The sequence below is a fragment of the Klebsiella sp. K5-306 genome (genome assembly GCF_051835185.1).
Classification (GTDB): domain Bacteria; phylum Pseudomonadota; class Gammaproteobacteria; order Enterobacterales; family Enterobacteriaceae; genus Klebsiella; species Klebsiella oxytoca.
This window is the reverse complement of record NZ_JAIFJY010000004.1, coordinates 228,816-254,461: the sequence shown is the minus strand read 5'-3', so window position 1 is coordinate 254,461 and position 25,646 is coordinate 228,816. Positions and strand designations below refer to the sequence as shown.

Below are 25,646 nucleotides of genomic sequence, written 5' to 3'. Positions count from 1 at the left end.
TCTCAGGCTCCTCGGGAAATCACAATCACCACCAGTACCGCCAGCTCCACCAGCGCCACGCCGCGAAACAGCGCGGGCGCAGAAGCGTTCTGCCAGCCGGGCACCAGGCGCACCGGGTTCAGCCAGTGGCGCAGCTTGAGAATTGGCGCAAAAGCCTCTTTCACCGGCATGGCGAAACCGTGGGCGGTCACCACCATGGATTTTTCATGGTCATAGCCGCAGACCCAGGCCGCGCCGCGCGAGCGCGCCGGCAGGCGATCGCCCTTAAAGAAGATCATCAGCAGCAGCGGCAGCAGCGGGCAGGCAATCAGCAGAATGGCGATCAGCGGCTGAGACACCACGCTGGAGACCTCCGCCTGCACCGGAAACGCCCCGCTCACCAGCGGCAGCAGCCACGGCGCGGCAACCCCGCCAATCACGCAGCAGACAGCGGCCAGCACCACGCTAAAGGTCATCAGCCCCGGCGCGCAGGTGGCGTTTTCCGCCTCTTTGCTTCGCGGCGCGCCGAGGAAGGTGACGCCATAGACTTTCGCCATACACATCACCGCCAGCGCGCCGGTGATCGCCAGGCCCACCGCCAGCAGCGGCCCAAGCAGGCGGCCAACAAACGCGTCGCCGGTGCTCAACTTAAAGAAGGACTGATAGATAACCCACTCTCCGGCGAAGCCGTTCAGCGGCGGCAGCGCGGCCATCGCCATCAGACCCACCAGCATCGAAAGGGAAATCAGCGGCATTTTCTTGCCGATCCCGCCAAGCTTTTCGATATCGCGATGGCCGGTGCGGAACCACACCGCTCCCGCGCCGAGGAACAGGGTAGTTTTAAACAGGCTATGGTTGATCAGGTGATACATGCCGCCGATAAAGCCCAGCACCATCAGGGTTGGGTTATGGGTCGCCACGCCAGTGACGAATGCCCCGAGGCCGAGCAGGATAATGCCGATGTTTTCCAGGGTGTGGTACGCCAGCAGGCGCTGAATATTGTGCTCCATCAGGGCGTACAGCCCGCCGACGAAGGCGGTGATCATCCCCAGCACCAGCAGCATCACGCCCCACCACAGCGGCGGAACGCTGCCGGCCAGCGAGACCGTCAGGATGCCGTACAGACCGACCTTCATCACTACCGTAGAAAACAGCGCGGCAGCCGGAGCGCTGGCGCCAGCGTGGGCCTGCGGCGCCCAGCCGTGCAGCGGAATGACCCCGGCCAGCAGCGCAAAGCCGATCAGGCCCGGCAGCCACAATAGCGCGTTTTGCGGCGCCGCCACCGCCAGCTGGGTAATCTGCCCTAGCTCAAGGGTGCCGTAGGTCGACCACACCAGCCAGCAGCTCCACGCCATCAGCAGCGTACCGAGGCGTCCCAGCGCAAACCACAGCTTGCCGGACTGCGCGCAGCCGGTAAGAAACGCGGCGCAAAGGGCCATAATCTCCGCCATCACCACCAGCGCGCCGAAGTTCGTCACCATCACGGCGCAGACGGCGGCGGCCAGCAGGAGATTCACCAGCAGACCGTTGGCTTTAACCTGCGGATGACGATGCCAGGCGATATTGAACAGCGAAATCGGCAGCGCCGACAGGCCGATTGCCAGCAGCCACAGCGCATTGACGCCGCCAACGCGCAGGGGCAGGTGCACCATTTGCAGCATGCCGGCGCTGACGCGATCCGGCATCAGCAGCGCCGTTCCGCCCGCCAGCACCAGCATCGCGCTGGCGATCGCGCCGCCAATCCCGGCGATCGCCCCGCTCAGCGGTTTGCGCAGAGCGAACAAAAACGCCAGCACCGCGCTGGCGGCGTACCAGGCCACCGCCTGATTCACTAAGGAAATCACACTCATTTCACGTCCCCTTGTTGCGCCTGGAACAGCGACAGATCGCCGAGGTCGGTATTAAAAGTCAGCTGCCGCTTACGCTTGCTGGCCTGGGCGATATCGCGGATATCCACCAGCAGCAGCGCTTTGGTCGGGCAGGTGCGCACGCACGCCGGGCCTTCCTCATCGAAGTGGCACAGGTCGCATTTGACGGCGATAGCGCGTACGCCCGGCACCCAGTCGAGCAGCGAGCTGACGCGCGCCGGGGCCGGCGGCGCGGCGGGCGCCATCGGCGTATTGGCGTTAGCCGGAATATCCAGCGGGCGGCTGCCGGAAAACTCAATGGCGCCGAACGGACAGGCGATGCCGCACAGCTTGCAGCTTACGCACAGGCTCTCATTGAGCTGCACCGCGCCATCGACGCGATTAATGGCGTTAACCGGGCAGACGGCGGCGCAGGGCGCATCTTCACAGTGGTGGCACATCTGCGGCGCGGATTCTTTTTCATTGCGCATCAGCCGTAGCCGGGGCATGGCTTGCAGGCCCTGCTGGCGGTGAGTCTCAGCGCAGGCGGCTTCGCAGGTGCGACAGCCGATACAGACGGTGGAGTCAGCAATTACAAAACGGTTCACCGGGTCATCCTCAGGTGAAAGTCATTTTTGACGAAAACAGGTTGCGCAGGTGTCAGCTTCGACACTTGTCGACACCTGACGATTAACGGGCCAGCGTCAGGTGGTTTAAATCCACCGGCTGGTCTTGTTCGATAGCCTCGTAGAGACGGTCATAAACGCTGGCGATAGTCGCCAGATAGTGCTCCAGAACCTGCTCGCGATCGCGGTTGCTGATCCGGCCATCAATGGTGCCGTCTGAGCCCAGCGTGGCCTGGGCAATCAGCCGTCTGTCGCCGCCGTCTTTACTCTCTACGTAATACTCGATGGTGTGGCTGTTAAAGCCCTCCGCCAGCGCCACGTAAACCTGAAAATGGCCAAACAATACGAAGCACAGCTCTTTATCCGGCGCGCAGCTCATCGCATGATGCAAACGCGCTTTCGACAGGGTTATCCCCTGTACCAGCGAGTTGCAGTAGGTATGCCACTGCTCCTGATGCTGGCGGTGACGATCGGCGATGTAGTCCGCCTTTTCACTTAATTCCCAAATAGTCATCCCGGATCCCCCGTTGTATGAGATGCACCGGTTAAGCATTTTTCATGCCAAAAATTAATTAATTGATTTTTAACGATTTTAATAAATTCACCCTATAAGAAAGACATGTCGATGACGATGTCTGAGCGGTGTCATCGACATTTTTATGACATTACTTATGACCTGGCATCGTTATTGCATTAATGGGCCATCGCGATACGGAGGCACCATGCACGAAATCACCCTTAGCCAGCGGGCGCTGGAAATTATCGAACAGCAGGCGCTGCAGGCCGGCGCGCGTCGGGTCACCGGCGTGTGGCTGAAAGTGGGGGCATTTTCCTGCGTGGAAGCCAGCGCGCTGACCTTCTGCTTTGAGCTGGTGTGCCGCGGCACGCTGGCGGAAGGCTGTGAGCTGCATATCGCCGAACAACAGGCTGAATGCTGGTGTGAATCCTGCCAGCAGTACGTGCATCTCATCTCACAGCACGTGCGCCGCTGCCCGCAGTGTCAGAGCGACCGGCTGCAAATTGTGGCGGATGACGGCTTACAGATTCAGCGACTAGAAGTGGAGTAATAAGATTATGTGTACAACCTGCGGCTGCGGTGAAGGCAACCTTTATATAGAAGGCGACGAGCATAACCCGCATTCGGCGTTTCGCAGCGCCCCCTTCGCGCCCGCCCCGCGCCAGATGATGACCATTACCGGCGTGAAAACCGATAACTTTTCCCCCACCCGCTCGGAGACTGGCGACCTGCACTACGGTCATGGCGAAGCGGGTACCCATGCGCCGGGCCAGAGCCAGCGGCGGATGCTGGAAGTGGAAATCGACGTCCTGGATAAAAACAACCGTCTGGCCGCCCGCAACCGCGCGCGTTTCGCCGCCAGGAGCCAGCTGGTGCTGAACCTGGTCTCCAGCCCCGGCTCCGGCAAAACCACCCTGCTGACGGAAACCCTGCTGCGGCTGAAAGAGAAAACCGCCTGCGCGGTCATTGAAGGCGATCAGCAAACGGTGAACGACGCCGCGCGCATCCGCGCCACCGGCACTCCGGCGATTCAGGTCAACACCGGCAAAGGCTGCCATCTCGACGCGCAGATGATAGCCGACGCCGCGCCGCGCCTGCCGCTGGCGGACCACGGCATTCTGTTTATCGAAAACGTCGGCAACCTGGTGTGTCCGGCAAGTTTCGACCTCGGCGAACGTCATAAAGTGGCGGTGCTGTCGGTAACCGAAGGCGAAGACAAACCGCTGAAGTATCCGCATATGTTCGCCGCCGCCAGCCTGATGCTGCTTAACAAGGTTGACCTGCTGCCGTATCTCAACTTTGACGTAGAGAAGTGCCTGGCCTGCGCCCGCGAGGTGAACCCGGATATTGACATTATTCTGCTTTCCGCCACCAGCGGCGAAGGCATGGACCAGTGGCTTCGCTGGCTGGAGGCGCAGCAATGTGCATAGGCATACCCGGACAAATCTGCGCTATTGACGGCAATCTGGCGAAGGTCGAAGTGTGCGGCATTCAACGCGAAGTCGACCTGACCCTGGTGGGCGCGGTTGACGATCGCGGTCAGCCGCGTCTCGGCCAGTGGGTGCTGGTCCACGTGGGTTTTGCCATGAGCGTGATTAACGAAGCCGAAGCCCGCGACACCCTCGAGGCGCTGCAAAATATGTTTGAAGTCGAGCCTGACGTCGGCGCGCTGCTGTACGGCGAGGAGCGATAAATGCGTTTTGTTGATGAATACCGCGCTCCGGAACAGGTGATGCAGCTGGTGGAACATCTCCGGCTGCGCGCGCGCCTGCTGCCGCATACCGCCGAACGTCCGCTGCGCATAATGGAAGTGTGCGGCGGCCATACCCACGCTATTTTTAAATTTGGCCTCGATCAGCTGTTGCCGGAAAATATTGAATTTATCCACGGCCCCGGCTGCCCGGTGTGCGTGCTGCCGATGGGGCGTATCGACGCCTGTATCGATATCGCCAGCCGTCCGGGGGTGATTTTCTGCACCTTTGGCGACGCCATGCGCGTACCGGGAAAAAACGGCTCGCTGCTGCAGGCAAAATCGCGCGGCGCCGACGTCCGCATCGTCTATTCGCCGATGGACGCCCTGAAGCTGGCGCAGCAGCACCCCGAGCGAGAAGTGGTATTCTTCGGTCTCGGCTTTGAAACGACGATGCCCGCCACCGCCCTGACCCTGCGTCAGGCCCGCGAGCGCGGCGTCGGGAACTTTTACTTTTTCTGCCAGCACATCACCCTGCTGCCGACCCTGCGCAGCCTGCTCGACCAGCCGGATAACGGTATCGACGCTTTTCTCGCCCCCGGTCACGTCAGCATGGTGATTGGCACCGATGCTTACGGGTTTATCGCCAGCGACTATCACCGTCCATTAGTGGTGGCCGGATTCGAACCGCTTGATCTACTGCAAGGCGCGATGATGCTGGTTGAGCAGACAATAGCGCAGCACAGCGAAGTGGAGAACCAGTATCGCCGGGTGGTGCCCGATGAGGGCAACCCGCTGGCGCAGTCGGCCATCGCCGACGTGTTTTGCCTCAGCGGCGATAGCGAGTGGCGCGGTCTGGGGGTGATTAACGACTCCGGCGTGCACCTGACGGCCGCGTATCAGCGTTTCGACGCAGAAGCGCATTTCCGCCCGGCGCCGCAGCGGGTCTGCGACGACCCGCGCGCCCGCTGCGGCGAGGTGCTGACCGGCCGCTGTAAACCGCACCAGTGCCCGCTATTCGGCAATACCTGCAACCCGCAGAGCGCATTCGGCGCGCTGATGGTCTCATCGGAAGGCGCCTGCGCCGCCTGGTATCAATATCGCAGTCAGGAAATCGAAGCATGAAAAGCGTTCAGTTAGCCCATGGTAGCGGCGGTCAGGCGATGCAGCAGCTGATCGGCGACCTGTTTATGCAGGCTTTCGCCAACCCCTGGCTGGCGGAGCAGGAAGATCAGGCGCGTCTCGATCTCGCTCAGCTTAGCGCGCAGGGCGACAGGCTCGCCTTCTCCACCGACAGCTACGTTATCGATCCGCTGTTTTTCCCCGGCGGTAATATCGGCAAGCTGGCGGTCTGCGGCACGGCGAACGATGTGGCGGTGAGCGGCGCGCTGCCGCGCTATCTCTCCTGCGGGTTTATTCTCGAAGAGGGGCTGGAGATGGCCACCCTCGAAGCGGTGGTGAGCAGCATGGCGCAGACCGCGCGGGAAGCCGGTATCGCCATTGTGACCGGCGATACCAAAGTGGTGCCGCGCGGAGCGGCGGATAAGCTGTTTATCAATACCGCCGGGATCGGCGTCATCCCCACCGGTATTCGCTGGGGAGCGCAGCAGATTAGCGCGGGAGACGTGCTGCTGGTCAGCGGCACGCTTGGCGATCACGGGGCAACGATCCTCAACCTGCGCGAACAGATGGGGCTGGACGGCGCGCTGTCCAGCGACTGCGCGGTGCTGACGCCCTTGATTCAGACGCTGCGCGACGTAGCTGGCGTGAAAGCCCTGCGCGATGCCACCCGCGGCGGCGTTAACGCGGTGGCCCATGAATTCGCCGCCGCCAGCGGCTGCGGAATAGAGCTGCATGAACAAAAGCTGCCGGTTAACGATACCGTACGCGGCGTGTGCGAGCTGCTGGGGCTGGACGCGCTTAATTTCGCCAACGAGGGTAAGCTGTTGATCGCCGTTGCCCGCGAGGCGGCGGAAAGCGTACTTGCGCATTTACGGTCTCATCCATTAGGCCGCGATGCGGCGATAATCGGCGACGTTGTGCCGCGCGCGGGCGTGCGCTCTGTCGGTCTGTACGGCGTCAAACGCACGCTGGATCTTCCTCACGCCGAGCCGCTGCCGAGAATTTGTTAACGGTGCGGGCCCCCGGATTGCGGCTAACGCCTTATCCGGGCTACAAAACTGCGCACACCTGTAGCCCGGCTAAGCGCAGCGCGAGCCGGGAAAAGCCAGCATGATTATCCAGCCCAAACCAGCGGGCACCCACGGATGGGTTAATGGCGGTCACAACCGCTTTATTAACAGACTATTATTTGTGTCATCACTTTCTTCTGCGCCGCTTTGCGGCGCTTTTGGACTTAAGCAATGTCGTATACACCGATGGGCGATCTTGGGCAGCAGGGTCTGTTTGATATCACCCGCATTTTATTACAGCAGCCGGACCTGGCCGCGCTGAGCGAGACGCTGACCGGCCTGGTGCAGCAGTCCGCGCTCGCCGACCGGGCGGCGATTATTCTGTGGCATTCCGGCAATCATCGCGCTATTCGGCACGCCTGCGACGACGCGGGGCAGCCGGTGAGCTACGAAGATGAAACCGTCCTCGCCAACGGCCCGGTTCGACGCCTGCTATCGCGTCCGGATGCACTGCATTGCGATAGCGCCACCTTTGCCGAAACCTGGCCGCAGCTCGCCGTAAGCGGACTCTACCCCAACTTTGGCTATTACTGCCTGCTGCCGCTGGCGGCGGAAGGGCGTATCTTCGGCGGCTGCGAATTTATTCGCGACGACAACCGGCCGTGGACTGAAAAAGAGTACCAGCGGCTGCACACCTTTACGCAAATCGTTGCCGTGGTCACCGAACAGATCCAAAGCCGGGTCAGCAACAACGTCGATTACGACCTGCTGTGCCGGGAACGCGATAACTTCCGCATCCTGGTGGCGATCACCAACGCGGTGCTCTCGCGGCTGGATATCGATGAGCTGGTCAGCGAAGTGGCCAAAGAGATCCACCGCTACTTCCGCATCGACGCCATCAGCGTGGTACTGCGCAGCAACCGCAAAGGTAAGCTCAATATCTACTCCACCCACTACCTCGACGCCAGCCATCCGGTACATGACCAGAGCGAAGTGGACGAAGCCGGTACCCTGACCGAGCGGGTATTCAAAAGCAAAGAGATGCTGCTGCTCAATCTCCACGAGCACGACCCGCTGGCGCCGTACGAAAAAATGCTTTTCGAGATGTGGGATAACAAAATCCAGACCCTGTGCCTGCTGCCGTTGATGTCCGGTAATACTCTGCTTGGGGTGCTGAAGCTGGCGCAGTGCGATGAAAAAGTCTTCACCACCACCAACCTCAAGCTGCTGCGGCAAATCGCCGAGCGCGTCTCGATCGCCATCGACAACGCCCTCGCCTACCGCGAGATTCAGCGGCTGAAAGAGCGGCTGGTCGATGAGAACCTCGCCCTGACCGAACAGCTCAACAACGTTGAGAGCGAGTTTGGCGAAATCATTGGCCGCAGCGAGGCCATGAACAGCGTGCTCAAGCAGGTGGAGATGGTGGCGCAGAGCGACAGTACGGTGCTGATCCTAGGCGAAACCGGCACCGGTAAGGAGCTGATTGCCCGCGCTATTCATAACCTGAGCGGCCGCAATAGCCGCAGGATGGTCAAAATGAACTGCGCGGCGATGCCAGCCGGGCTGCTGGAAAGCGACCTGTTTGGCCACGAGCGCGGCGCTTTCACCGGCGCCAGCGCCCAGCGTATCGGCCGTTTCGAACTGGCGGACAAAAGCTCGCTGTTTCTCGATGAAGTGGGCGATATGCCGATTGAACTACAGCCGAAACTGCTGCGCGTGTTGCAGGAGCAGGAGTTCGAGCGTCTCGGCAGCAATAAGCTGATTCACACCGACGTGCGCCTGATCGCCGCCACCAACCGCGATCTTAAACAGATGGTCGCCGATCGCGAGTTTCGCAGCGATCTCTACTACCGGCTGAACGTCTTCCCGATCCATCTGCCGCCCCTGCGCGAACGACCGGAGGATATTCCTCTGCTGGTGAAAGCCTTCACCTTTAAAATCGCCCGCCGCCTCGGACGCAATATCGACAGCATTCCGGCGGAGACGCTGCGCCTGCTTAGCCGCATGGAGTGGCCGGGTAACGTGCGCGAACTGGAGAACGTCATTGAACGCGCGGTGCTGCTGACCCGCGGCAGCGTGCTGCAGCTTTCACTGCCGGAAATGAGCCTCGAGACTGAGCCGCTGCCGGCAGAAGTGCTGCCGGAAGAGGGCGAAGACGAATACCAGCTCATTGTCCGGGTGCTGAAAGAGAGTAACGGGGTGGTCGCCGGACCGAAGGGCGCGGCCCAGCGTCTGGGATTAAAGCGCACGACGCTGCTTTCGCGCATGAAACGGTTGGGCATTAATAAAGACCAGCTGCAGTAGGCATAACCTTAAAACGCTGTTTCATTTTATTTTTAATGAAACAGCGTTCTGTGAGACAACTCGCTTTACCCGTTCCTGATGAATGATAAATAAGCTTTTTCCTTAATGGAGATGCTTATGACGCGTTTACCTCTGGCCGCCGCCATCGCTTTGCTTTTGGCTTCTCCGGCGGCATTTTCCTCTCTCCCCACCTTTTCTGTCTGGCCCGGCGGTGAAGCCCCCGGCGCGAAAAACAGTCCGGCGAGCGAATCGCTGGTAGAGCGCAGCAAAGATCCCTCGCTGCCCGATCGCGCGGTCACCGGGATTCGTGCTCCGACAATTACCGTTTACGCACCGGAGAAGCCCAACGGTATTGCGCTGCTGGTGACGCCGGGCGGCTCTTACCAGCGAGTGGTATTGGATAAAGAGGGCAGCGATCTCGCCCCGGTATTTAACGCCCGTGGCTATACCCTGTTTGTCATGACCTACCGAATGCCGGCGGACGGTCACGCGGAAAGCAGCGAGGCGCCGTTGGCCGATGCGCAGCGCGCGCTGCGTACCCTGCGGGCGCGGGCCGCCGAGTGGCATATCGACCCGCATAAAATCGGCATTATGGGCTTTTCCGCCGGGGGGCACGTGGCGGCCAGCCTGGAGACCCGGTATAGCGAACCGGCTTACGCCGCCGTGGACGCGGTTGATCGGCAGAGCGCACGGCCGGACTTCGCGGTGCTCGGCTATCCGGTGATTTCGATGGATCCGGCGATTGCCCATCCCGGATCGCGCAAGGCATTGATTGGCGAAACGCCGACGGCGGAGCGGCAGCATCGCTATTCACCGGAGCAGCACGTCACGCCGCAGACGCCGCCAACCTTTATTTTCCACGCGGTAGACGATCCTTCCGTGCCGGTGGATAACGCGCTGGTGATGTTTAACGCCCTGCGCGCGCAGCAGGTGCCGACCGAGCTGCATCTGTTCGCCGAGGGGAAACACGGATTTGGTATTCGCGGGACCCGGGGCCTGCCCGCCGCCGAATGGCCGCAGCTGGCGATGAACTGGATAGCTTCGCTGGCGGAAATGAACAAATCGCGCCAATAATCCCCGGTGGGGATGACTTCGTGGAGGCGATGCTGCGCATCTGTCCGGGCTACAAGTTCGTGCGGTTTGGTAGCCCGGACAGGCGCGTCAAGCGCCGCCTCCGGGGGGATTTTGCCGGGCTATTTATCAGAACTGAAGCCGTTGCTGGTCGCCAGTTCGGCAAACCACAGCGCGTTGCGCTTTATCAGCCGCTCTCCGGTTTGCAAGTCGAGCCGCCAGAAGCCGTAGCGGCGCTTGAACGAGTTAATCCACGACCAGTTATCGATAAAGGTCCACTGATGCACGCCAAAGCAGTTCGCGCCGTCGGCAATGGCGCGATGCAGCTGCACCAGATGCTCTTCCATCAGGCCGATTCGGAACGAATCGTCAATCACCCCATCCTCGCCCGGCTCGCCTTCCGACTCGATATCCATCGCAATACCAATTTCCGCGAGGAACCACTTTATATTGCCGTAGTTATCGCGAATATTGGCGGCAATGTCATAAATCGCCTGCGGCAGAATCTCATTATTATCGCGATAAGGATTAAAACGCCCTTGCGGATTCACATAGTTTTCGAAATAGAACTCCGGGGTGAAATAGTCCAGCGTATAGTCGCTTTCGCGCGCTTTCACCCGCCGCGGAACGTAATAGTTAACGCCGAGAAAATCGACGCGCGATCCGGTAATCAGCTCAACGTCGGCTTTTGTCACCTCCGGCAAACAGTCGTGCGCGGCCAGAATTTCGCACAGCGCTTTCGGGAACTGATGTTTCACCAGCGGGTCGAGGAAGCTGCGGTTGAAGAACAGATCCGCATACCACGCCGCTTTTTGGTCTTCCGCGCTGTCGTTGCGGGTATAGGACGGCGTCAGATTCAGCACCACGCCAATCTCGCTTTCCAGCGCCAGCGCGCGAAACTCGCGCACCGCTTTGGCGTGGGCCAGCATAATGTTAAACGCCACCTGCGCCGCCAGACTGCCGTCTTTCTTGCAGGGATAGTGGAAGTCATACAGATAGCCGCCCTCAACCGGCACAATCGGCTCGTTGAAGGTGATCCAGTATTTCACTTTGTGCCCAAACAGCTCAAAAGCGGTACGGGCAAAACGCGCGAAAAGATCGGTCACGTGCGCCGACTCAAAGCCGCCGTACTGCTTTTGCAGCGCTTCCGGCATGTCAAAGTGATAGAGGTTGATCATCGGCTCGATGCCGTTTTCAATCATCTCATCCAGGTAGGCATGATAAAAACGTACCGCGTCCGCATTGGGCGCGCCGGTTTCGAAGTCGTCAATCAGCCGCGACCACTGTATCGAGGTGCGAAAAGAGTTGAACCCGGTCCGCTTCATCAACGCCACGTCCTGGGGATACTGATGGTAAGTGTCGCAAACCGTTTGCGGCCCAATCTGCTGATAAAAACGTTCCGGCTGTTCGGCAAACCAGCTATCCCAAATAGAACGATGCGGCTTGTTGCTTATCCCTTCCGTTTGCGGACCGGATGCCGCCGCGCCCCAAAAAAAACCTTCCGGAAACTGATACCGGGTCATAACGCCTCCTGTAAGTTAAAAAAAGGCCGCGCCCAACGGGCGCAGCCAATAAGCACTACTCTGCAACCACTTCAATCGATTTGATAAACATGTAGCCCCAGTCGCCGGCAAATTTACCGAAGTCGATGCGGTTATCGCCGGCCTTCAGCTCCACCGGCACCCGCAGCTGCTGGCCCTGTTCATCGGTTTGCGGGAATTCAACCGCGATTGGCGCGCCGCCGTTGACGATAAACGAGTTTTTCTTGCCGCCCCATTTGCCGCTGAACGTCACCTGCAGCTGATACTTGCCGGCCCACGGCGCGGCAACCTGCCAGCTCACCTTATCGCCATCGTTGGCGAACGGCCCGAGGAAACCGTCTTCGTCAATCGTCAGCGCGTCTTTCTCGCTTTTCGCCGCCTCGATCTTGCCATCGGTCACGTTCACAACCCCGCCGCTAAAACGGCAGTAATCAGCGGGCGCTTTCCCGACGGCTTCCGTCACCGTGACCTTTACGGTTTTACTGCTTTTGAGCAGACCATCATCGGCGCTAAAGGTCAGCGCGTATTCACCGGGGGCGCTAAACCAGGCGCGAGTTTCGGCTTTATCCGTCGCGCAGATATGGGCCTGCGCGTTGCCGCCGTTGCTCCAGCTCACCTTAACGTTGCGATCCGGCAGCCCGTCATCGCGCCAGCTCGCGCTGAGCTGCACGCCCTGGTCCTGGCTGGTGGTGAGCGTTTCCACCAGCGTGACTTCCGGCGTCTGATTCGCCTGGGTGTGCTTCACGCTAATCACGTTCGAAGGCGATGAATTGCCGCTCTCGTTTTTAGCAATGACGCGGTAATAGTACGTATTCCCCAGTTGCAGACTGCGATAGTCATCGCGGAACAGATCCATCGTCTGCGGGTTCCACTCGTTAACTCCGTCCGAAATATCGCGCCCCACGACCTTCCACGGTCCGGATGCCGAATCGGCGCGCTCGACATCATAAGCGCGCCCTACCGCCGCCCCCAGCCAGTTGATCGCAAACGGTGAGTCCGTCGCCCGCAGCGTCGGCGCATCCGGCTTCGGCAGCGGCGGCGCTTTCTCCTGCCCGTTCATCTGCGCCGCGGCGGTCCGCACCAGATCGACCACCTCCATCTCCTGATTGGCTTTACCGTCGACCGGAAAGCCCGGCAAATGGTAGCTGTAGTGGCCGGTGGACTCTTTATGCCAGTAGAAACCGCCATCGTGACGATGACCGCGGAAGCCCCAGATTAAACCGCCCGCCGCCTGCGCGCCGTTGACTTCGCTATGGACGATCGACTGCATAATGGCGTTAAGCTGCTGCGCATCCAGCAGGCCAAATTCGCCCACCATGTAGACTTTCTTACCCGCGGCCGCCGTCAGGTCTTTTTTCACCTGATCGGGATGGTTGTTATCGGCATTGGTGTAGTAGTGGTTGCTGACGATATCGACATGGGGATCGTTAAGCGCAAACGCATTAATTTTCTTATAGGTGCCATCCACCACCAGCTGATGCGGCGCCCACTTTTTGATCCATGCGGCGGTCTGCTGAAGGAACGCCGCGTTGGTGTCTTCCAGCTCGTTGCCGGTCTCCCAGGCCATAATCGCTTTTTCGTCATAGTAAGGGCGCCCGGTCACGCTGTTGGTACGGGTGATAACCTGACGAATCACGTCCAGATAGGCCTTGAAGGTTTTACTATCGGTACGGTAAAAATCCTCCGGCTTTTCGTGGTAGAACGCCGCCAGCTGCTCGCGACCGCCCCACCACCACCAGTGATCGATAAACGGTAGAATCAGGCGCAGCCCCTGTTTGTCCGCCTCGGCGATCATGTTGTCGTACACCCGCATCGCCTTTTCGTTCAGGCGCGGCATGCCGTCGGCGGTTTCCGGAGCCAGAATATGGGTTTCGCGACCGCAGGCCTCGTCAAACGTCTGCTGCACCGAGAGCACGTATACCCGCTGCGCCCTGGCGCCGGTTTGCACCAGCGCTTTAATCCAGTTTTCCTGTTCCTCCGCCGTCGGCCAGCGGAAGTATTGCCCCCAGCCGCGCGAGTCGGCTTTACAGGTGCCGCGCGCGTCGTCTTCAATACGATGCAGCTCCGGCGCATGAATGCCCGCAAAGCGGAACACCTTGTCGCCATCTTTTAACGTCGCGCCGTCGCGGGTAATAAAGTGTTCAAAGTGCGACTGCTCCGCGGCCATCGCGCCTGCGCTTCCCAGCGCCGAAAGCAGCGCGACGAGCATCAGTTTTTTCACCGGCTTAATCATCGTTATCTCTCCTCAGAACCAGACTTCGGCCTGCACGCCGAAGTTCAGCGTGTCGGTATCGCCGCTGCGCGAGTAGCTACCGGCGGAAAGGGTATTGGTGCTCCAGTCGTAGTTGCCGTCCAGCGCGTCGGACACCCCCTTATCCCACTTCGCGTAAGTGACGAAGAAGCGCAACTGCGGGCGCGTCCAGAAGCCGGAATCAAAGGTCAGGGTCGGCGCGATGGTCACTTTAGTCAGGCCGCCTTTGCCCTTGCCGTCCACGCCTTTGTAGTTTTTATCGTCGAGATATTCGTAGCCCAGCTCGTACTGCATGGCGAAGTTTTTGGTGATCTGCTGATACGGGCGGATCCCCGCCACCCAGCTGGTGCGTCCCCAGCCTTCGGCGTCTTCCGTCCACCAGCGGTAGTTTTTGTCTTTCTGATAGTAGGCAAACGTGGAGATTTCCCAGTCGCCGAGCGAGGCCATGTTATCCAGCACCACGCGCCAGGATTGGGTATCGTCGAGGTTTGCCCAGCCCCAGCCGTTTTTACCCAGCGAGTCTCCCGCCGCCAGGCCGCGTCCGTACTGGAAGACCACGCGAGAGTAGCCGCCGGTCAGGCCGTAGAAGCCGTCAAAGTTGTAAACGCCGGTCACGCCGTAGCCTTTTTCCGCCGAGGTCGGGTGCTTCTCGTTGCGGTTCATGTGGTGGCCAATCAGCTCAAGATCGAAGCCGGTGCCGCCGATCTTTTTCAGCCACAGGTTGAGCGAGTAGTCATCCGGATAGCCCTGATCGCCTTTGTCGACCGGGTAGGCTTTGGTTTCGTCCGTCGGCGAGAAGGCGTAAACCCCGGCATCGAAGCGCGCGAAGCCAAGATCCATATTGTCGAAGCCGCCGCCGGTGCCGTTGTACTGAATGTACTCCCAGTCAAACTGATGGCTGGAGGTGTTGGAGCTGCTGTAGCGCTTACCGGCCCAGAAGGTCATCTCCGGGGCAAAGTCGAGGTTGGACAGTTCGGCAAAACCTTCGCGGAACTGCACATCATGCCCGTCGTCGTCCTGACAGTTCCAGTCAGAGGTACATTTTGACTGATGGGTGATGTTGGCCTGGACTTTTGCCACCACGCCGCTGTCCGAGGTTAACGTCACCGTTGGGATCAGTTCGATCTTGGTATCTTCTTCGTTGCCCAGACGCCACTTGCCGTCCGGCATCAGGCCAACGGAGTCAGCGCGATTGCCGTCGGCGTTGGCAAGGATCCCTGAACGGATATAGCCATGCAGCATAAAATCGTACTTCGGATCGGCGCTGGCGCAGTCGCTCATCACCGCAAGGGCAAGTAAAGACAGAGGTATTGAATGATTTAGCCTGATCATTTTTTATCCTTGGTTATTTTTTTATTAACACTGCCTGAGAACGGGAGGAAATTTACGGATCAAAAAAGGAAATGTACATCCACAAACGGAAAGCGCTTTCCGTAATTGCCGGATGAGTTCACAAATTTAACGATAGCGGGCAAATATTCGTGATGGAGTTCACATATTCTGGCAGAAATAAAAAAGCCCGCGCAGGGCGGGCTGGGGCAGACAGGCGAAAAGCTTAGCGTTCAGCGTCGGCAAGCTGGCGTTCGTAGACCTTAAAGAACGGGCGATAGAGCATCCAGGCGTTAAAAATAGCGAACAGGCACATGCATAAGTTTTTCCAGCTACCGTTGGCTGACCACGCCGCGCCGAGCGGCGCCGGCATCGACCACGGCAGCATCGCCACCGCCCGGTCGAGAATCCCCAAATGGGTTAAATACCAGGCGATACAGGCATTTATCAGCGGCACAAAAATAAACGGCAGCAGAAAAACCGGGTTCATGATAATCGGAAAGCCGAACAATATCGGCTCATTAATGTTAAACAGCGAGGGAAGCAGGCCAATTTTCCCGACGCTTTTCAACTGCCGGGAACGGCTGCGCATCGCCATAAAAACCAGCGGCAGCGTCGAGCCGATACCGCCGATTAGCAGGTAGAAATCCCAGAATCCCTGCAGGTAAATATGCGGTAACGTGGCGGAACCGGCGGCCAGCGCCTGTTGGTTTTCAAACAGATAGGTCATCCAGAACGGGTTCATAATCCCGGTGATAATTAGCGCGCCGTGAATACCGACAAACCAAAGCAGGTTGCAGATAAATAACGATATTAAAACCGCGGTTAGGGTATCGGAGGCCACCACCAGCGGCCGTACCGCTTCGCTAATCAGCTCCGGTAAAATGCGCCCGGTGCTTTGCAACAGCAGCGCGTTAATGACGCTAATAGAGAGCATCACCACCAGCAGCGGAATCAGTAGCTGAAAGCCGTTACGGGTCATCACCGGTACCTCTTCCGGCAGGCGGATGCACCAGCCTTTCTTATAGAAAAAGCGTACAATTTCAATGGCGTAAGTACTCGATATCAGCGCGGTAAAAATCCCCATTCCGCCAAGAAAAATATTGGTCGCGCCGTTGTCGCGAAAGCCGATAAACAGCAAAAACGCCAGGCAGCCGGTCAGCCCGCAGAGCCGCTCCGGTAGCCGGTACTGCTTGGCAAGACTGGCGCTGGCGCCGAAGGCCACAATCAGCGCTACCAGCCCGATAGTCAGTTCAAAAGTCGGCAGCAGAATAGGCCGCAGCTGGAAATAGAACTGGCCAAAGGCCGATGCGCCGTCGATGGAAACGGGCGGAAACAAAATCGGCACCAGCAAACTTCCGACGATCACAAACGGCATCGCCAGCGCAAAGCTGTCGCGCATCGCCGTAATGTGGTTATTGCGCGTCAGAACGTTGGCCAGCGGCGCCAGCCGCTGCTCGATGATATCGACGGCAACATTCATTAACTGAATGTTCATAATCCTGCCTTTCAGAAGAGAGTAGTCGCCAGGATGATCGCGCACTCCTGTGTAAAGTAAAAGCCCGTCATAGGTGATCGTGGTCACAATAAATAAATCCACAAACGGAAAGCGCTTTCCGTTTTATATCCGTTGTGACTATAGTCGGCGCATCCCACTCATCAGGAGCGATATATGAAAAAGATAATGTTGTGCTGTTCCGCGGGCATGTCCACCAGCCTGCTGGTGAAAAAAATGATCGCCGAGGCCGAGCAGCGCGGGTTGCCCGTAGAGATCAACGCCTTTGGCGTCGCGGAGTTCGATCAACAGGTCGGCCATTACCAGGTGGTCCTGCTGGGGCCGCAGGTGAAATACATGCAGAAAGATCTGCAAAAACAGGCTGATAAATACGGGATCCGCGTGGAACCCATCAACATGATGGATTACGGCATGCAGAAAGGCGGCGCCGTGCTGGATTTCGCGCTTTCCCTTATCGATAACAAAAACTAAGGAAAGATCATGAGCTCTCTGTACGCGAAGCTGATCGCCGTGATTGAACAGAAGATCACGCCTATGGCGGGGGCGATCGGCCAGCAAAAATACGTCACCTCCATCCGCGACGGTTTCATTACCGCCCTGCCCTTTATGATCGTTGGCTCGTTTTTGCTGGTGTTTATCTTCCCGCCGTTCTCCCCGGATACGACGTGGGGCTTTGCCCGCGCCTGGCTGCAATTTTCGCTCGATCATCGCGATGCGCTGATGCTGCCGTTTAACTTCAGCATGGGGGTGATGACGCTGTTTATCGCCGTCGGGATCGCCGCCAGCCTGGCGAAGCACCATAACCTGGACTCGCTGACCGCCGGGATGCTGTCGCTGATGTCGTTTCTGCTGGTGGCCGCGCCGCTGAAAGATGGCCAGATCTCTACCGCCTACTTCTCCGGCCAGGGGATCTTTACCGCAATTCTGGTGGCGATTTACTCTACCGAGCTGTACGCCTTTCTCAAACGCCACAACATTACGATCCGTCTACCGCCTGAAGTTCCGGCGGGCGTGGCGCGCTCGTTCGAGATCCTGATCCCGGTGCTGGCGATCGTGCTGACGCTGCATCCGCTGAACCTGTTTATCGAAGCGCAGCTGGGCATGATCATCCCGGAAGCGATCATGTCGCTGGTGAAACCGCTGGTGGCGGCGTCCGATACCCTACCGGCGATCCTGCTGTCGGTACTGGTGTGCCAGGTGCTGTGGTTTGCCGGCATTCACGGGGCGCTGATCGTCACCGGGATTATGAATCCGTTCTGGATGGCGAATCTGTCGATCAACCAGGCGGCGATGGCCGCAGGCACCGCGATTCCACATATCTATGTCCAGGGCTTCTGGGATCACTATCTGCTGATCGGCGGCGTCGGCTCCACCCTGCCGCTGGCGCTGATGCTGCTGCGCAGCAAGGCCGTGCATCTGCGGACGATTGGCCGGATGGGCGTGGTGCCGGGCGTATTTAACATCAACGAACCGATTCTGTTCGGCGCGCCGATCATCATGAACCCGCTGTTCTTCCTGCCGTTCGTGCTGGTGCCGATGGTCAACGCGACCCTGGCCTACTTTGCGCTGAAGCTGGACCTGGTCAGCCGCGTGGTGTCGATGACGCCGTGGACGACGCCGGCCCCTATCGGCGCCTCCTGGGCGGCAAACTGGAGCTTTAGCCCGGTGATCATGTGCCTGATTTGTATGGCGACGGCGATGGTGATGTATCTGCCCTTCCTCAAAGCCTACGAAAAACAGCTGCTGGAGCAGGAGCACGCTAACGCCGCCGCCCAGGCTGAAGGCGCGCCGCAGTCCGCATAATTCATACTATTCAGAGGTTTGTCATGGAATTAGAAGAACAGGTGATGGGTATTATCATCAACGCCGGGCAGTCGCGCAGCCTGTGCTACGAAGCGCTGAGCTGCGCTAAAGCGGGAGACTTCGCCGCCGCCGATGAAAAAATGAAAGAAGCGGCGCATTTTGCCCGCGAAGCGCATCGGGTACAGACCCAGCTGATTGAAGCCGACGAAGGCGAGGGTAAAACCAAAATGACCCTGGTGATGGTTCACGCTCAGGATCATCTGATGACCTCGATTCTGGCGAAAGAGCTGATCGGCGAACTGATCGCCATTTACCGCTCGCGGCCGCTGCACGCGTAGGGCTCCCCTCTCCAGGGGAGAGAAGAAAACCGGCCTGCATCGCGGATGACGTAGCCCGGGTAAGGCGTTGACGCCGCAACCCGGGAAAACGGTAAATGCTCATGTCACCTGGCTGACTTCCCGGCTCGCGCTGCGCTTAGCCGGGTTACCCGGACTGCACGCGTAGCGCCCTCCCGGAGAAAACCGGCTGGCATCGCGGATAACGTCGCGGCCCGGGAAACCGTCGACCACGATTAAGGATAACTATGCTACATCTGGGTTTAGACATTGGCGGCACCAAAATGGAAGCCGTCCTGCTCAACGCGGCGGGCGAATGCGTCTATCGCCAGCGCCGTCCGACGCATAAAGAGAGCTATCAGGCGTTTATGCAGCAACTGCTCGGGCTGATTGCGACCGTCAGCGACTGGAGCGAACGGCCGTTTACTATCGGCATCGGCCTGCCGGGGGCTATCGACCCGCAAAGCGGCCTGATTAAAAACTGTAACTGTCTGGTGCTCAACGGCCACGACCTGCGTCATGACCTGATGCGGGAACTTGGTCAACCGGTATGGATGGCGAACGATGCCGACTGCTTCACCCTCTCTGAAGCGGTGGACGGCGCGGGCGCGGGGGCAACGACCGTATTCGGCGTTATTATCGGTACCGGCTGCGGCGGCGGCATCGCGGTGAACCAACGGCTACTCAGCGGGCCTAACGCCATCGTTGGCGAGTGGGGACACAATCCTCTGCCGGGCTATTGCCCCGAGCGCGACGGTCCGGCGCAGCCCTGCTACTGTGGCAAAGAGAACTGCATCGAAAGCTTTATCTCCGGTACCGGCTTTGCCCGCCGCTACGGCGAACAGGCGCCTGCGGAAGCGATTATCGCCGCCGCGCAAAACGGCGATCCCCAGGCGCAGGCCCACTGGCGGCATTTTATTGACGCCTTCGCCCGTAGCCTGGCCTCGGTAATCAATATCCTCGATCCACAGGTGATTGTGCTGGGCGGCGGGCTCTCCAACGTCGGGCAAATCTACGAGCAGCTGCCGTCGGCCATCGTCCCGTATCTCTTTTCCGACAGCTGCCGAACGCAGATCAAAAAGGCGTGCTTTGGCGACGCCAGCGGCGTGCGCGGCGCGGCCTGGCTGCCGGTTCTGGCCGCTGCTGAAGGCCCCCGCCGGTAGACACTTTTTTCAGCAGGTATGCTAAGCTAGGCGAAAATATTCACACAGAAAAAGCCATGCCAACCATTGATGATGTTTCAAGATTAGCGAATGTCTCCCGAGCGACGGTATCCCGCGTGCTGACCGGCACCCGGGGCGTGCGCGAAGAGAGCCGGGAAGCGGTGCTGCGCGCGGTAGAAGAACTTAACTACCGCCCGAGCTTTGCCGCGCAAAACCTCGCCAGTCAAACATCCAATCACGTGGGGCTGGTGATCCCGGCAAACGATGAAAGCAGCGGCGCGCGCCTGCTGCCGATGCTTTCATTAGCGCTGAAGGGGCTGAATAAGAACCTGATTGTTCAGTACGTCACGGATGCGGCGGAACAGGCGGCGGTCGTCGATGATCTACAGCGTCAGTGCGTGGCGGTAGTGGTACTCGGCGCCGTCCCGGCGGATGCGCCGCGCAACGTGATCTCTTTTGACCGTTTCAGCATTGCCGGGGTCAATAATCAGGGCTATGACTACGCTTTTGCTACCGAAAGCGCCTGCCGCTACGTGATCGGCAAAGGCCATCGCAATATCGCTCTGCTTATTGATAGCGACAGCGATGACGCCAGCCGCCAGATGCTCGAAGGCTATCGCAACGTCCTGCAAAACTACTCCATCCCTTTTAACCGGCAGCTGATGCTGGCGGCCAACGACAACGTTGAACAGGCGCTGCTGACGCTGATCAACAGCTTCAGCAAATACTCGGTGATTATCGTGAAACGCGACCGCTACGCCGCCGAAGCGATGCGCCTGCTGCGCGAATTCAACATCGCCGTACCGCAGGAGGTTTCGCTGCTGAGCCTGGAGGATTCTCCCCTCGCCTCGCTGCTGAATCCGCCGCTGACCTGTATCTCCTGGCCGCTGGAGCAGCTGATGGAGAACTGCCTGCAGCGTATCCGCAACCTGATTGACGAGCGCCCCGCCTTCTCTCCCGAAGGGCGCACGCTGGCGGGCCGCCTGATCCCCCGCCAGTCGGTGGCCGATCTCTCCTGATTTTAGCGCCCGACCTCCCTTTGGCCGGGCCTTTTCCGCACGCACCGCTGGTTTCCACGCTAATCATTCGCCTCACATCTAAATAAGAATTATTTTCATTTATAAATAGCTTATGCTATATAACATAGCAATGGCTATAAATGCTGATTAATTAACCGCAACGTTGTGAGGGACCTTATGCTGCACCTGCCACCTTTGAAGCATCTGATGTTTGCCGCGACTCTGGCGCTGCTGGCCGTCGCCCCCGTCCAGGCCAAAGAGAAATTTAAAGTGATTACCACCTTCACGGTGATCGCCGACATGGCGCAAAACGTCGCGGGCGACGCCGCCGACGTCAGCTCCATTACTAAACCGGGGGCTGAAATCCACGAATATCAGCCGACGCCCGGGGATATCAAACGCGCGCAGGGCGCGCAGCTCATCCTCGCCAACGGCCTGAATCTTGAACTGTGGTTTGCGCGCTTTTATCAGCACTTAAACGGCGTACCGGAAGTGGTGGTCAGTAACGGCATTCAGCCGATGGGCATCAGCGAAGGGCCGTATAACGGCAAACCCAACCCGCACGCGTGGATGTCGGCGGACAACGCGCTGATCTATGTCGATAATATTCGCGACGCGCTGGTGAAATACGATCCTGCAAACGCCAACGCCTATCGCCACAACGCCGAAGCCTACAAAGAGAAGATCCGTCAGACCATGGCGCCGCTGAAGGCGGAACTGGCGAAGCTGCCGCAGGATAAGCGCTGGCTGGTGACCAGCGAGGGCGCGTTTTCTTACCTGGCCCGCGATAACGGCCTGCAGGAGCTCTATCTGTGGCCGATCAACGCCGACCAGCAGGGTACCCCGCAGCAGGTGCGCAAAACCATCGACACCATGAAGAAAGAGCGCATCCCGACCATTTTTAGCGAAAGCACCATTTCCGATAAACCGGCGCGTCAGGTGGCCCGGGAAGCCGACGCCCACTATGGCGGCGTCCTGTACGTCGACTCCCTGAGTACCGCCGATGGCCCGGTGCCGACCTACCTCGACCTGCTGCGCGTTACGACCCAAACCATCGTCCAGGGCATCAACGACGGACTAAGGAAACAGGCATGAGCCATGAGCAGCCGGGCCTCGCGGTCAACAACGTCAGCGTCACCTACCGCAACGGCCACACCGCGCTGCGCGATGCCTCGTTCTGCGTCCCGCGCAGCTCTATCGCCGCGCTGGTCGGCGTGAACGGCTCGGGAAAATCGACGCTGTTTAAAGCGCTGATGGGCTTTGTGCGCGTCGGAAAGGGCGATATTGCGATTCTCGGTCAGCCGGTTAATCGCGCTCTGCGGCAGAATCTCGTCGCCTACGTTCCGCAGGCGGAAGAGGTGGACTGGTCCTTCCCGGTACTGGTGGAGGATGTGGTAATGATGGGGCGCTACGGCCATATGGGCTGGCTACGGCGGGCCAAACCGCGTGACCATGAGATTGTCGACGCCGCCCTGGCGCGGGTCGGCATGAGCGAGTACCGCCATCGTCAGATCGGCGAACTCTCCGGCGGCCAGAAAAAACGCGTCTTTCTGGCCCGCGCTATCGCTCAGCAGGGAAAAGTCATCCTGCTGGACGAACCCTTCACCGGCGTCGACGTGCAGACCGAAGCGCGCATCATCGAGCTGCTGCGGGAACTGCGCGACGAAGGCTGCACCATGCTGGTTTCCACTCACAACCTCGGTTCGGTAAGCGAATTCTGCGACTACACGGTGATGGTCAAAGGTACCGTGCTGGCCAGCGGCCCGACGGAAAGCACCTTTACCGCTGAAAACCTCGAGCTGGCATTTAGCGGCGTGCTGCGCCACGTGGTGCTGAGCGGCGCGGAAGAGCGGATTATTACCGACGATGAGCGGCCATTTATCAGCCGCCGGGCGGCGGGGGGCGAAAGATGAGCTGGCTGCTGGAGCCGTTTAGTTATCACTATATGCTGAATGCGATGTGGGTTTCGGCCCTGGTAGGCGGGGTGTGCGCATTTCTCTCTTGCTACTTGATGCTCAAAGGCTGGTCGCTGATTGGCGACGCCCTCTCCCACTCCATTGTCCCCGGCGTGGCGGGCGCTTATATGCTCGGTCTGCCCTTTGCGCTGGGGGCGTTTCTTTCCGGCGGGCTGGCCGCGGGCAGCATGCTGTTTCTTAACCAGCGCTCGAAGCTGAAGGAAGACGCGATTATCGGCCTGATCTTCTCCTCTTTTTTCGGTATTGGCCTGTTTATGGTGTCGCTGAATCCGACCTCGGTGAATATCCAGACCATTATTCTCGGCAATATTCTGGCAATTGCCCCGGAGGATATTATTCAGCTGGCGGCGATTGGCTTTATTTCGATGGCGATTCTGCTGCTGAAGTGGAAAGACCTGATGGTGACCTTTTTCGATGAAAGCCACGCTCGTTCGATTGGCCTCAACACCAGCGGGTTAAAGCTGCTGTTCTTTACCCTGCTGGCGGCCTGTACCGTGGCGGCGCTGCAAACCGTCGGCGCGTTTCTGGTGATTTGTCTGGTAGTGACGCCCGGTGCCACCGCCTGGCTGTTGACCGATCGCTTCCCGCGCTTGCTGGCGATTGCCGTTGCGATTGGCAGCCTGACCAGCTTTTTCGGCGCCTGGCTGAGCTACTATCTGGACGGGGCGACCGGCGGGATTATCGTCGTCGCCCAGACGCTGCTGTTTTTAGCCGCTTTTGTTTTCGCGCCGAAGCACGGCCTGCTCGCCAGCCGTCGCCGCGCCAGGGAGGCCTCATGCTGAGCGCGCTGCTTGAACCTTTTCAGTTCTCCTTTATGGTCAACGCCATGCTGGTGTCGACGATCGTTGCCGTTCCCTGCGCGCTGCTGTCGGTCTTTTTGGTGCTCAAAGGCTGGGCGCTGATGGGCGATGCCATGAGCCACGCGATTTTTCCGGGGGTAGTGGTAGCGTATATCCTCGGTATCCCCTTCGCCATCGGCGCGTTTATCGCCGGGTTATTCTGCGCCATCGCCACCGGCTATCTCGACGATAACAGCCGCATTAAACGCGATACGATCATGGGCATCGTGTTTTCCGGGATGTTTGGCGCGGGCCTGGTGCTGTACGTGTCGATTCAGTCGGAGGTGCATCTCGATCATATTCTGTTTGGCGATATGCTGGGAATTTCCGCCGGCGATATTGCGCAAACGTCGCTGATCGCACTGGGAATAGCACTGATTATCGGGTTTAAGTGGCGTGACTTTCTGCTGCACGCCTTTGACCCGCAGCAAGCGAAGGCCAGCGGATTGCACTGCGGGCTGCTGCATTATGGGCTACTGTGCATGATTGCGCTGACCATCGTGGCGACGCTGAAAGCGGTGGGGATCATTTTGTCGATTTCGCTGCTGATAGCGCCGGGGGCGATCGCTCTGCTGCTGACGCGACGTTTTGTCAGCGCCCTGCTGCTGGCGGTGGCGATAGCGTTAAGCTGTTCGCTGGGCGGCGTGTGGCTGTCGTTTTATCTCGACAGCGCCCCGGCGCCGACCATTGTGGTGCTGTTTACCGTCCTGTTCGTTATCGCGTTTGTCTGGACGTCGGTTCGCGATAGTCAGACCACAGCCCGTTCCGGCGAGGCCTCGGGTCGCGGCTGACGCCTTATCCGGGCTACAGACCGCACGAATTGTAGCCCGGCTAAGCGCAGCGCAAGCCGGGGAGTTTATTGCGGCTTTTTGGGTCGATACTTTTCCGGTAACTCCGGCACCGGGCGTTTATCATCGATCAGGTGGCGAATCGTCAGGATCGGATGCCGCCAGAGCATCCTCGGCCCCGCCCAGCGCATAATCTGCTTCATCTCTTCGCGTTTCGCGGGCTGATAGCAGTGCACCGGGCACTGCTTGCAGGCCGGCTTTTCTTCGCCAAATACGCACCTATCCAGCCGCTTGTCGGCATAGGCGTTGAGCGCCTGATAGTGTTCGGTATCGTCACGGGCCTCCGGGCAGCGGCGCTGGTAGAGCGCGATCATGCTGCTAATGGTCTTTTTTTCCCGCGCAATACGTTTGCCCGCCATCGCCTGTTCCTCCCGAAAAAGATGTATTCATAATACACATTCAGAGAGGGCGATGCAGCCCCATACTCCCTGAGGATTATGCCGGCTTGTCCAGGTGCCCCAGCGGTTTTTCCGGGAAGCATACATCGCGTACCCGGCGCTTGAGCTCCGCCGCATCGGGGAAACCTCCGTCCTGCTTGCGCTCCCAGATTTGCACATCATCAACGGCGACCACGAAGATCCCGCCGGTCCCCGGCACCAGCGTGACCGAAGCGATGTCGGTGCTAAAGCTGTGCAGCAGCTCCTGGGCCATCCAGCTGGCGCGCAGCATCCAGTTGCACTGCGAACAGTAGGTGATGGTAATCGCGGCTTTGTGGCTCATCGGCTTCTCGCTGTCAGTAAAAGGGCAAATTGTAAACAACTTGCAGATTAATTGAAGAATACATGATTATTTTGTTGCAAACGATAATACCTATCATTACCATTCGCAATCAACAAGCATGGAGAAAAAACGTCCAGTAA

General features: G+C 59.1%; 25 protein-coding genes. 16 read left to right on the top strand and 9 right to left on the bottom strand.

Going from position 1 to position 25,646, the window contains the following annotated elements:
• Positions 1-2 precede the first annotated feature (2 nt).
• The 3 genes from hycC to hycA form a co-directional block, all read right to left on the bottom strand.
• Positions 3-1,829, bottom strand: coding sequence for a formate hydrogenlyase subunit 3 (gene hycC, locus K2184_RS08845; RefSeq protein ID WP_163525334.1), 1,827 nt, complete (start codon positions 1,827-1,829; stop codon positions 3-5).
• Entirely contained in the window at positions 1,826-2,434 is a 609-nt protein-coding gene (locus K2184_RS08840; protein ID WP_023321498.1) for a 4Fe-4S dicluster domain-containing protein, read from the bottom strand. Before K2184_RS08840 ends, hycC begins: the two co-directional genes overlap by 4 nt.
• A gap of 82 nt (positions 2,435-2,516) precedes the next feature.
• Complete coding sequence (gene hycA, locus K2184_RS08835; protein ID WP_004104858.1) at positions 2,517-2,966, bottom strand: formate hydrogenlyase regulator HycA; 450 nt, start codon at positions 2,964-2,966, stop codon at positions 2,517-2,519.
• A gap of 208 nt (positions 2,967-3,174) precedes the next feature.
• Here hycA and hypA point away from each other — a divergent pair, with 208 nt between their 5' ends.
• From hypA to K2184_RS08800, 7 genes are all read left to right on the top strand, one after another.
• Positions 3,175-3,519 (top strand): hydrogenase maturation nickel metallochaperone HypA, encoded by a 345-nt coding sequence (gene hypA / locus K2184_RS08830; protein ID WP_004114752.1) that lies wholly within the window; start codon positions 3,175-3,177, stop codon positions 3,517-3,519.
• 7 nt (positions 3,520-3,526) lie between these two features.
• Complete coding sequence (gene hypB, locus K2184_RS08825) at positions 3,527-4,399, top strand: hydrogenase nickel incorporation protein HypB (protein WP_004104860.1); 873 nt, start codon at positions 3,527-3,529, stop codon at positions 4,397-4,399.
• Complete coding sequence (locus K2184_RS08820; RefSeq protein WP_004104861.1) at positions 4,390-4,662, top strand: HypC/HybG/HupF family hydrogenase formation chaperone; 273 nt, start codon at positions 4,390-4,392, stop codon at positions 4,660-4,662. The genes hypB and K2184_RS08820 overlap by 10 nt, the downstream gene beginning before the upstream one ends.
• Positions 4,663-5,784 carry a hydrogenase formation protein HypD gene (gene hypD / locus K2184_RS08815; protein ID WP_004104862.1) on the top strand — a complete coding sequence of 374 codons (1,122 nt, stop codon included), beginning with the start codon at positions 4,663-4,665 and terminating at the stop codon, positions 5,782-5,784. It abuts the gene before it with no gap.
• Positions 5,781-6,791: a hydrogenase expression/formation protein HypE gene (hypE, locus tag K2184_RS08810; RefSeq protein ID WP_016809470.1), complete on the top strand. Its 1,011-nt coding sequence runs from the start codon at positions 5,781-5,783 to the stop codon at positions 6,789-6,791. Before hypD ends, hypE begins: the two co-directional genes overlap by 4 nt.
• Positions 6,792-7,022: 231 nt before the next feature.
• The gene (gene flhA / locus K2184_RS08805) at positions 7,023-9,095 is read left to right on the top strand and encodes a formate hydrogenlyase transcriptional activator FlhA (RefSeq protein WP_004104864.1); all 2,073 of its coding nucleotides are present in this window, start codon (positions 7,023-7,025) and stop codon (positions 9,093-9,095) included.
• Positions 9,096-9,212: 117 nt separating this feature from the next.
• Positions 9,213-10,169 (top strand): alpha/beta hydrolase, encoded by a 957-nt coding sequence (locus K2184_RS08800; RefSeq protein ID WP_023321499.1) that lies wholly within the window; start codon positions 9,213-9,215, stop codon positions 10,167-10,169.
• 119 nt (positions 10,170-10,288) lie between these two features.
• Here K2184_RS08800 and K2184_RS08795 read toward each other — a convergent pair whose 3' ends face one another.
• From K2184_RS08795 to K2184_RS08780, 4 genes are all read right to left on the bottom strand, one after another.
• Positions 10,289-11,689: a glycoside hydrolase family 1 protein gene (locus K2184_RS08795; RefSeq protein ID WP_004104867.1), complete on the bottom strand. Its 1,401-nt coding sequence runs from the start codon at positions 11,687-11,689 to the stop codon at positions 10,289-10,291.
• 55 nt (positions 11,690-11,744) lie between these two features.
• Positions 11,745-13,937, bottom strand: coding sequence for a CBM35 domain-containing protein (locus tag K2184_RS08790; RefSeq protein WP_163525336.1), 2,193 nt, complete (start codon positions 13,935-13,937; stop codon positions 11,745-11,747).
• A gap of 15 nt (positions 13,938-13,952) precedes the next feature.
• Entirely contained in the window at positions 13,953-15,290 is a 1,338-nt protein-coding gene (locus tag K2184_RS08785; protein WP_004104869.1) for a maltoporin, read from the bottom strand.
• A gap of 223 nt (positions 15,291-15,513) precedes the next feature.
• Complete coding sequence (locus tag K2184_RS08780) at positions 15,514-16,785, bottom strand: PTS sugar transporter subunit IIC (protein WP_032726579.1); 1,272 nt, start codon at positions 16,783-16,785, stop codon at positions 15,514-15,516.
• Positions 16,786-16,959: 174 nt separating this feature from the next.
• On the opposite strand from K2184_RS08780, the gene K2184_RS08775 reads away from it, so the two are divergent.
• The 9 genes from K2184_RS08775 to sitD all read left to right on the top strand — a co-directional run bounded on the left by K2184_RS08775 (position 16,960) and on the right by sitD (position 24,729).
• Positions 16,960-17,274 carry a PTS sugar transporter subunit IIB gene (locus K2184_RS08775; protein WP_004104871.1) on the top strand — a complete coding sequence of 105 codons (315 nt, stop codon included), beginning with the start codon at positions 16,960-16,962 and terminating at the stop codon, positions 17,272-17,274.
• Positions 17,275-17,283: 9 nt separating this feature from the next.
• Positions 17,284-18,606, top strand: coding sequence for a PTS cellobiose transporter subunit IIC (locus K2184_RS08770; RefSeq protein ID WP_004104872.1), 1,323 nt, complete (start codon positions 17,284-17,286; stop codon positions 18,604-18,606).
• A 23-nt stretch (positions 18,607-18,629) separates the two neighbouring features.
• Positions 18,630-18,944 (top strand): PTS lactose/cellobiose transporter subunit IIA, encoded by a 315-nt coding sequence (locus tag K2184_RS08765; protein ID WP_004104873.1) that lies wholly within the window; start codon positions 18,630-18,632, stop codon positions 18,942-18,944.
• A gap of 245 nt (positions 18,945-19,189) precedes the next feature.
• Entirely contained in the window at positions 19,190-20,104 is a 915-nt protein-coding gene (locus K2184_RS08760) for an ROK family protein (RefSeq protein WP_142447858.1), read from the top strand.
• A gap of 56 nt (positions 20,105-20,160) precedes the next feature.
• Entirely contained in the window at positions 20,161-21,123 is a 963-nt protein-coding gene (locus tag K2184_RS08755; protein ID WP_004104875.1) for a LacI family DNA-binding transcriptional regulator, read from the top strand.
• Between the two features lie 177 nt (positions 21,124-21,300).
• Positions 21,301-22,218, top strand: coding sequence for a metal ABC transporter substrate-binding protein (locus K2184_RS08750; RefSeq protein WP_032728988.1), 918 nt, complete (start codon positions 21,301-21,303; stop codon positions 22,216-22,218).
• The gene (locus K2184_RS08745; RefSeq protein WP_004104877.1) at positions 22,215-23,036 is read left to right on the top strand and encodes a manganese/iron ABC transporter ATP-binding protein; all 822 of its coding nucleotides are present in this window, start codon (positions 22,215-22,217) and stop codon (positions 23,034-23,036) included. Before K2184_RS08750 ends, K2184_RS08745 begins: the two co-directional genes overlap by 4 nt.
• Entirely contained in the window at positions 23,033-23,881 is an 849-nt protein-coding gene (gene sitC / locus K2184_RS08740) for an iron/manganese ABC transporter permease subunit SitC (protein WP_004104878.1), read from the top strand. The genes K2184_RS08745 and sitC overlap by 4 nt, the downstream gene beginning before the upstream one ends.
• Positions 23,875-24,729, top strand: coding sequence for an iron/manganese ABC transporter permease subunit SitD (gene sitD / locus K2184_RS08735; RefSeq protein WP_163525332.1), 855 nt, complete (start codon positions 23,875-23,877; stop codon positions 24,727-24,729). Before sitC ends, sitD begins: the two co-directional genes overlap by 7 nt.
• A 65-nt stretch (positions 24,730-24,794) precedes the next feature.
• Here sitD and K2184_RS08730 read toward each other — a convergent pair whose 3' ends face one another.
• Complete coding sequence (locus K2184_RS08730; RefSeq protein WP_004104880.1) at positions 24,795-25,145, bottom strand: nitrous oxide-stimulated promoter family protein; 351 nt, start codon at positions 25,143-25,145, stop codon at positions 24,795-24,797.
• Positions 25,146-25,221: 76 nt separating this feature from the next.
• On the bottom strand, positions 25,222-25,506 hold the full coding sequence (locus K2184_RS08725) for a SelT/SelW/SelH family protein (protein ID WP_004104881.1): 285 nt from the start codon (positions 25,504-25,506) through the stop codon (positions 25,222-25,224).
• Positions 25,507-25,646: the final 140 nt, after the last annotated feature.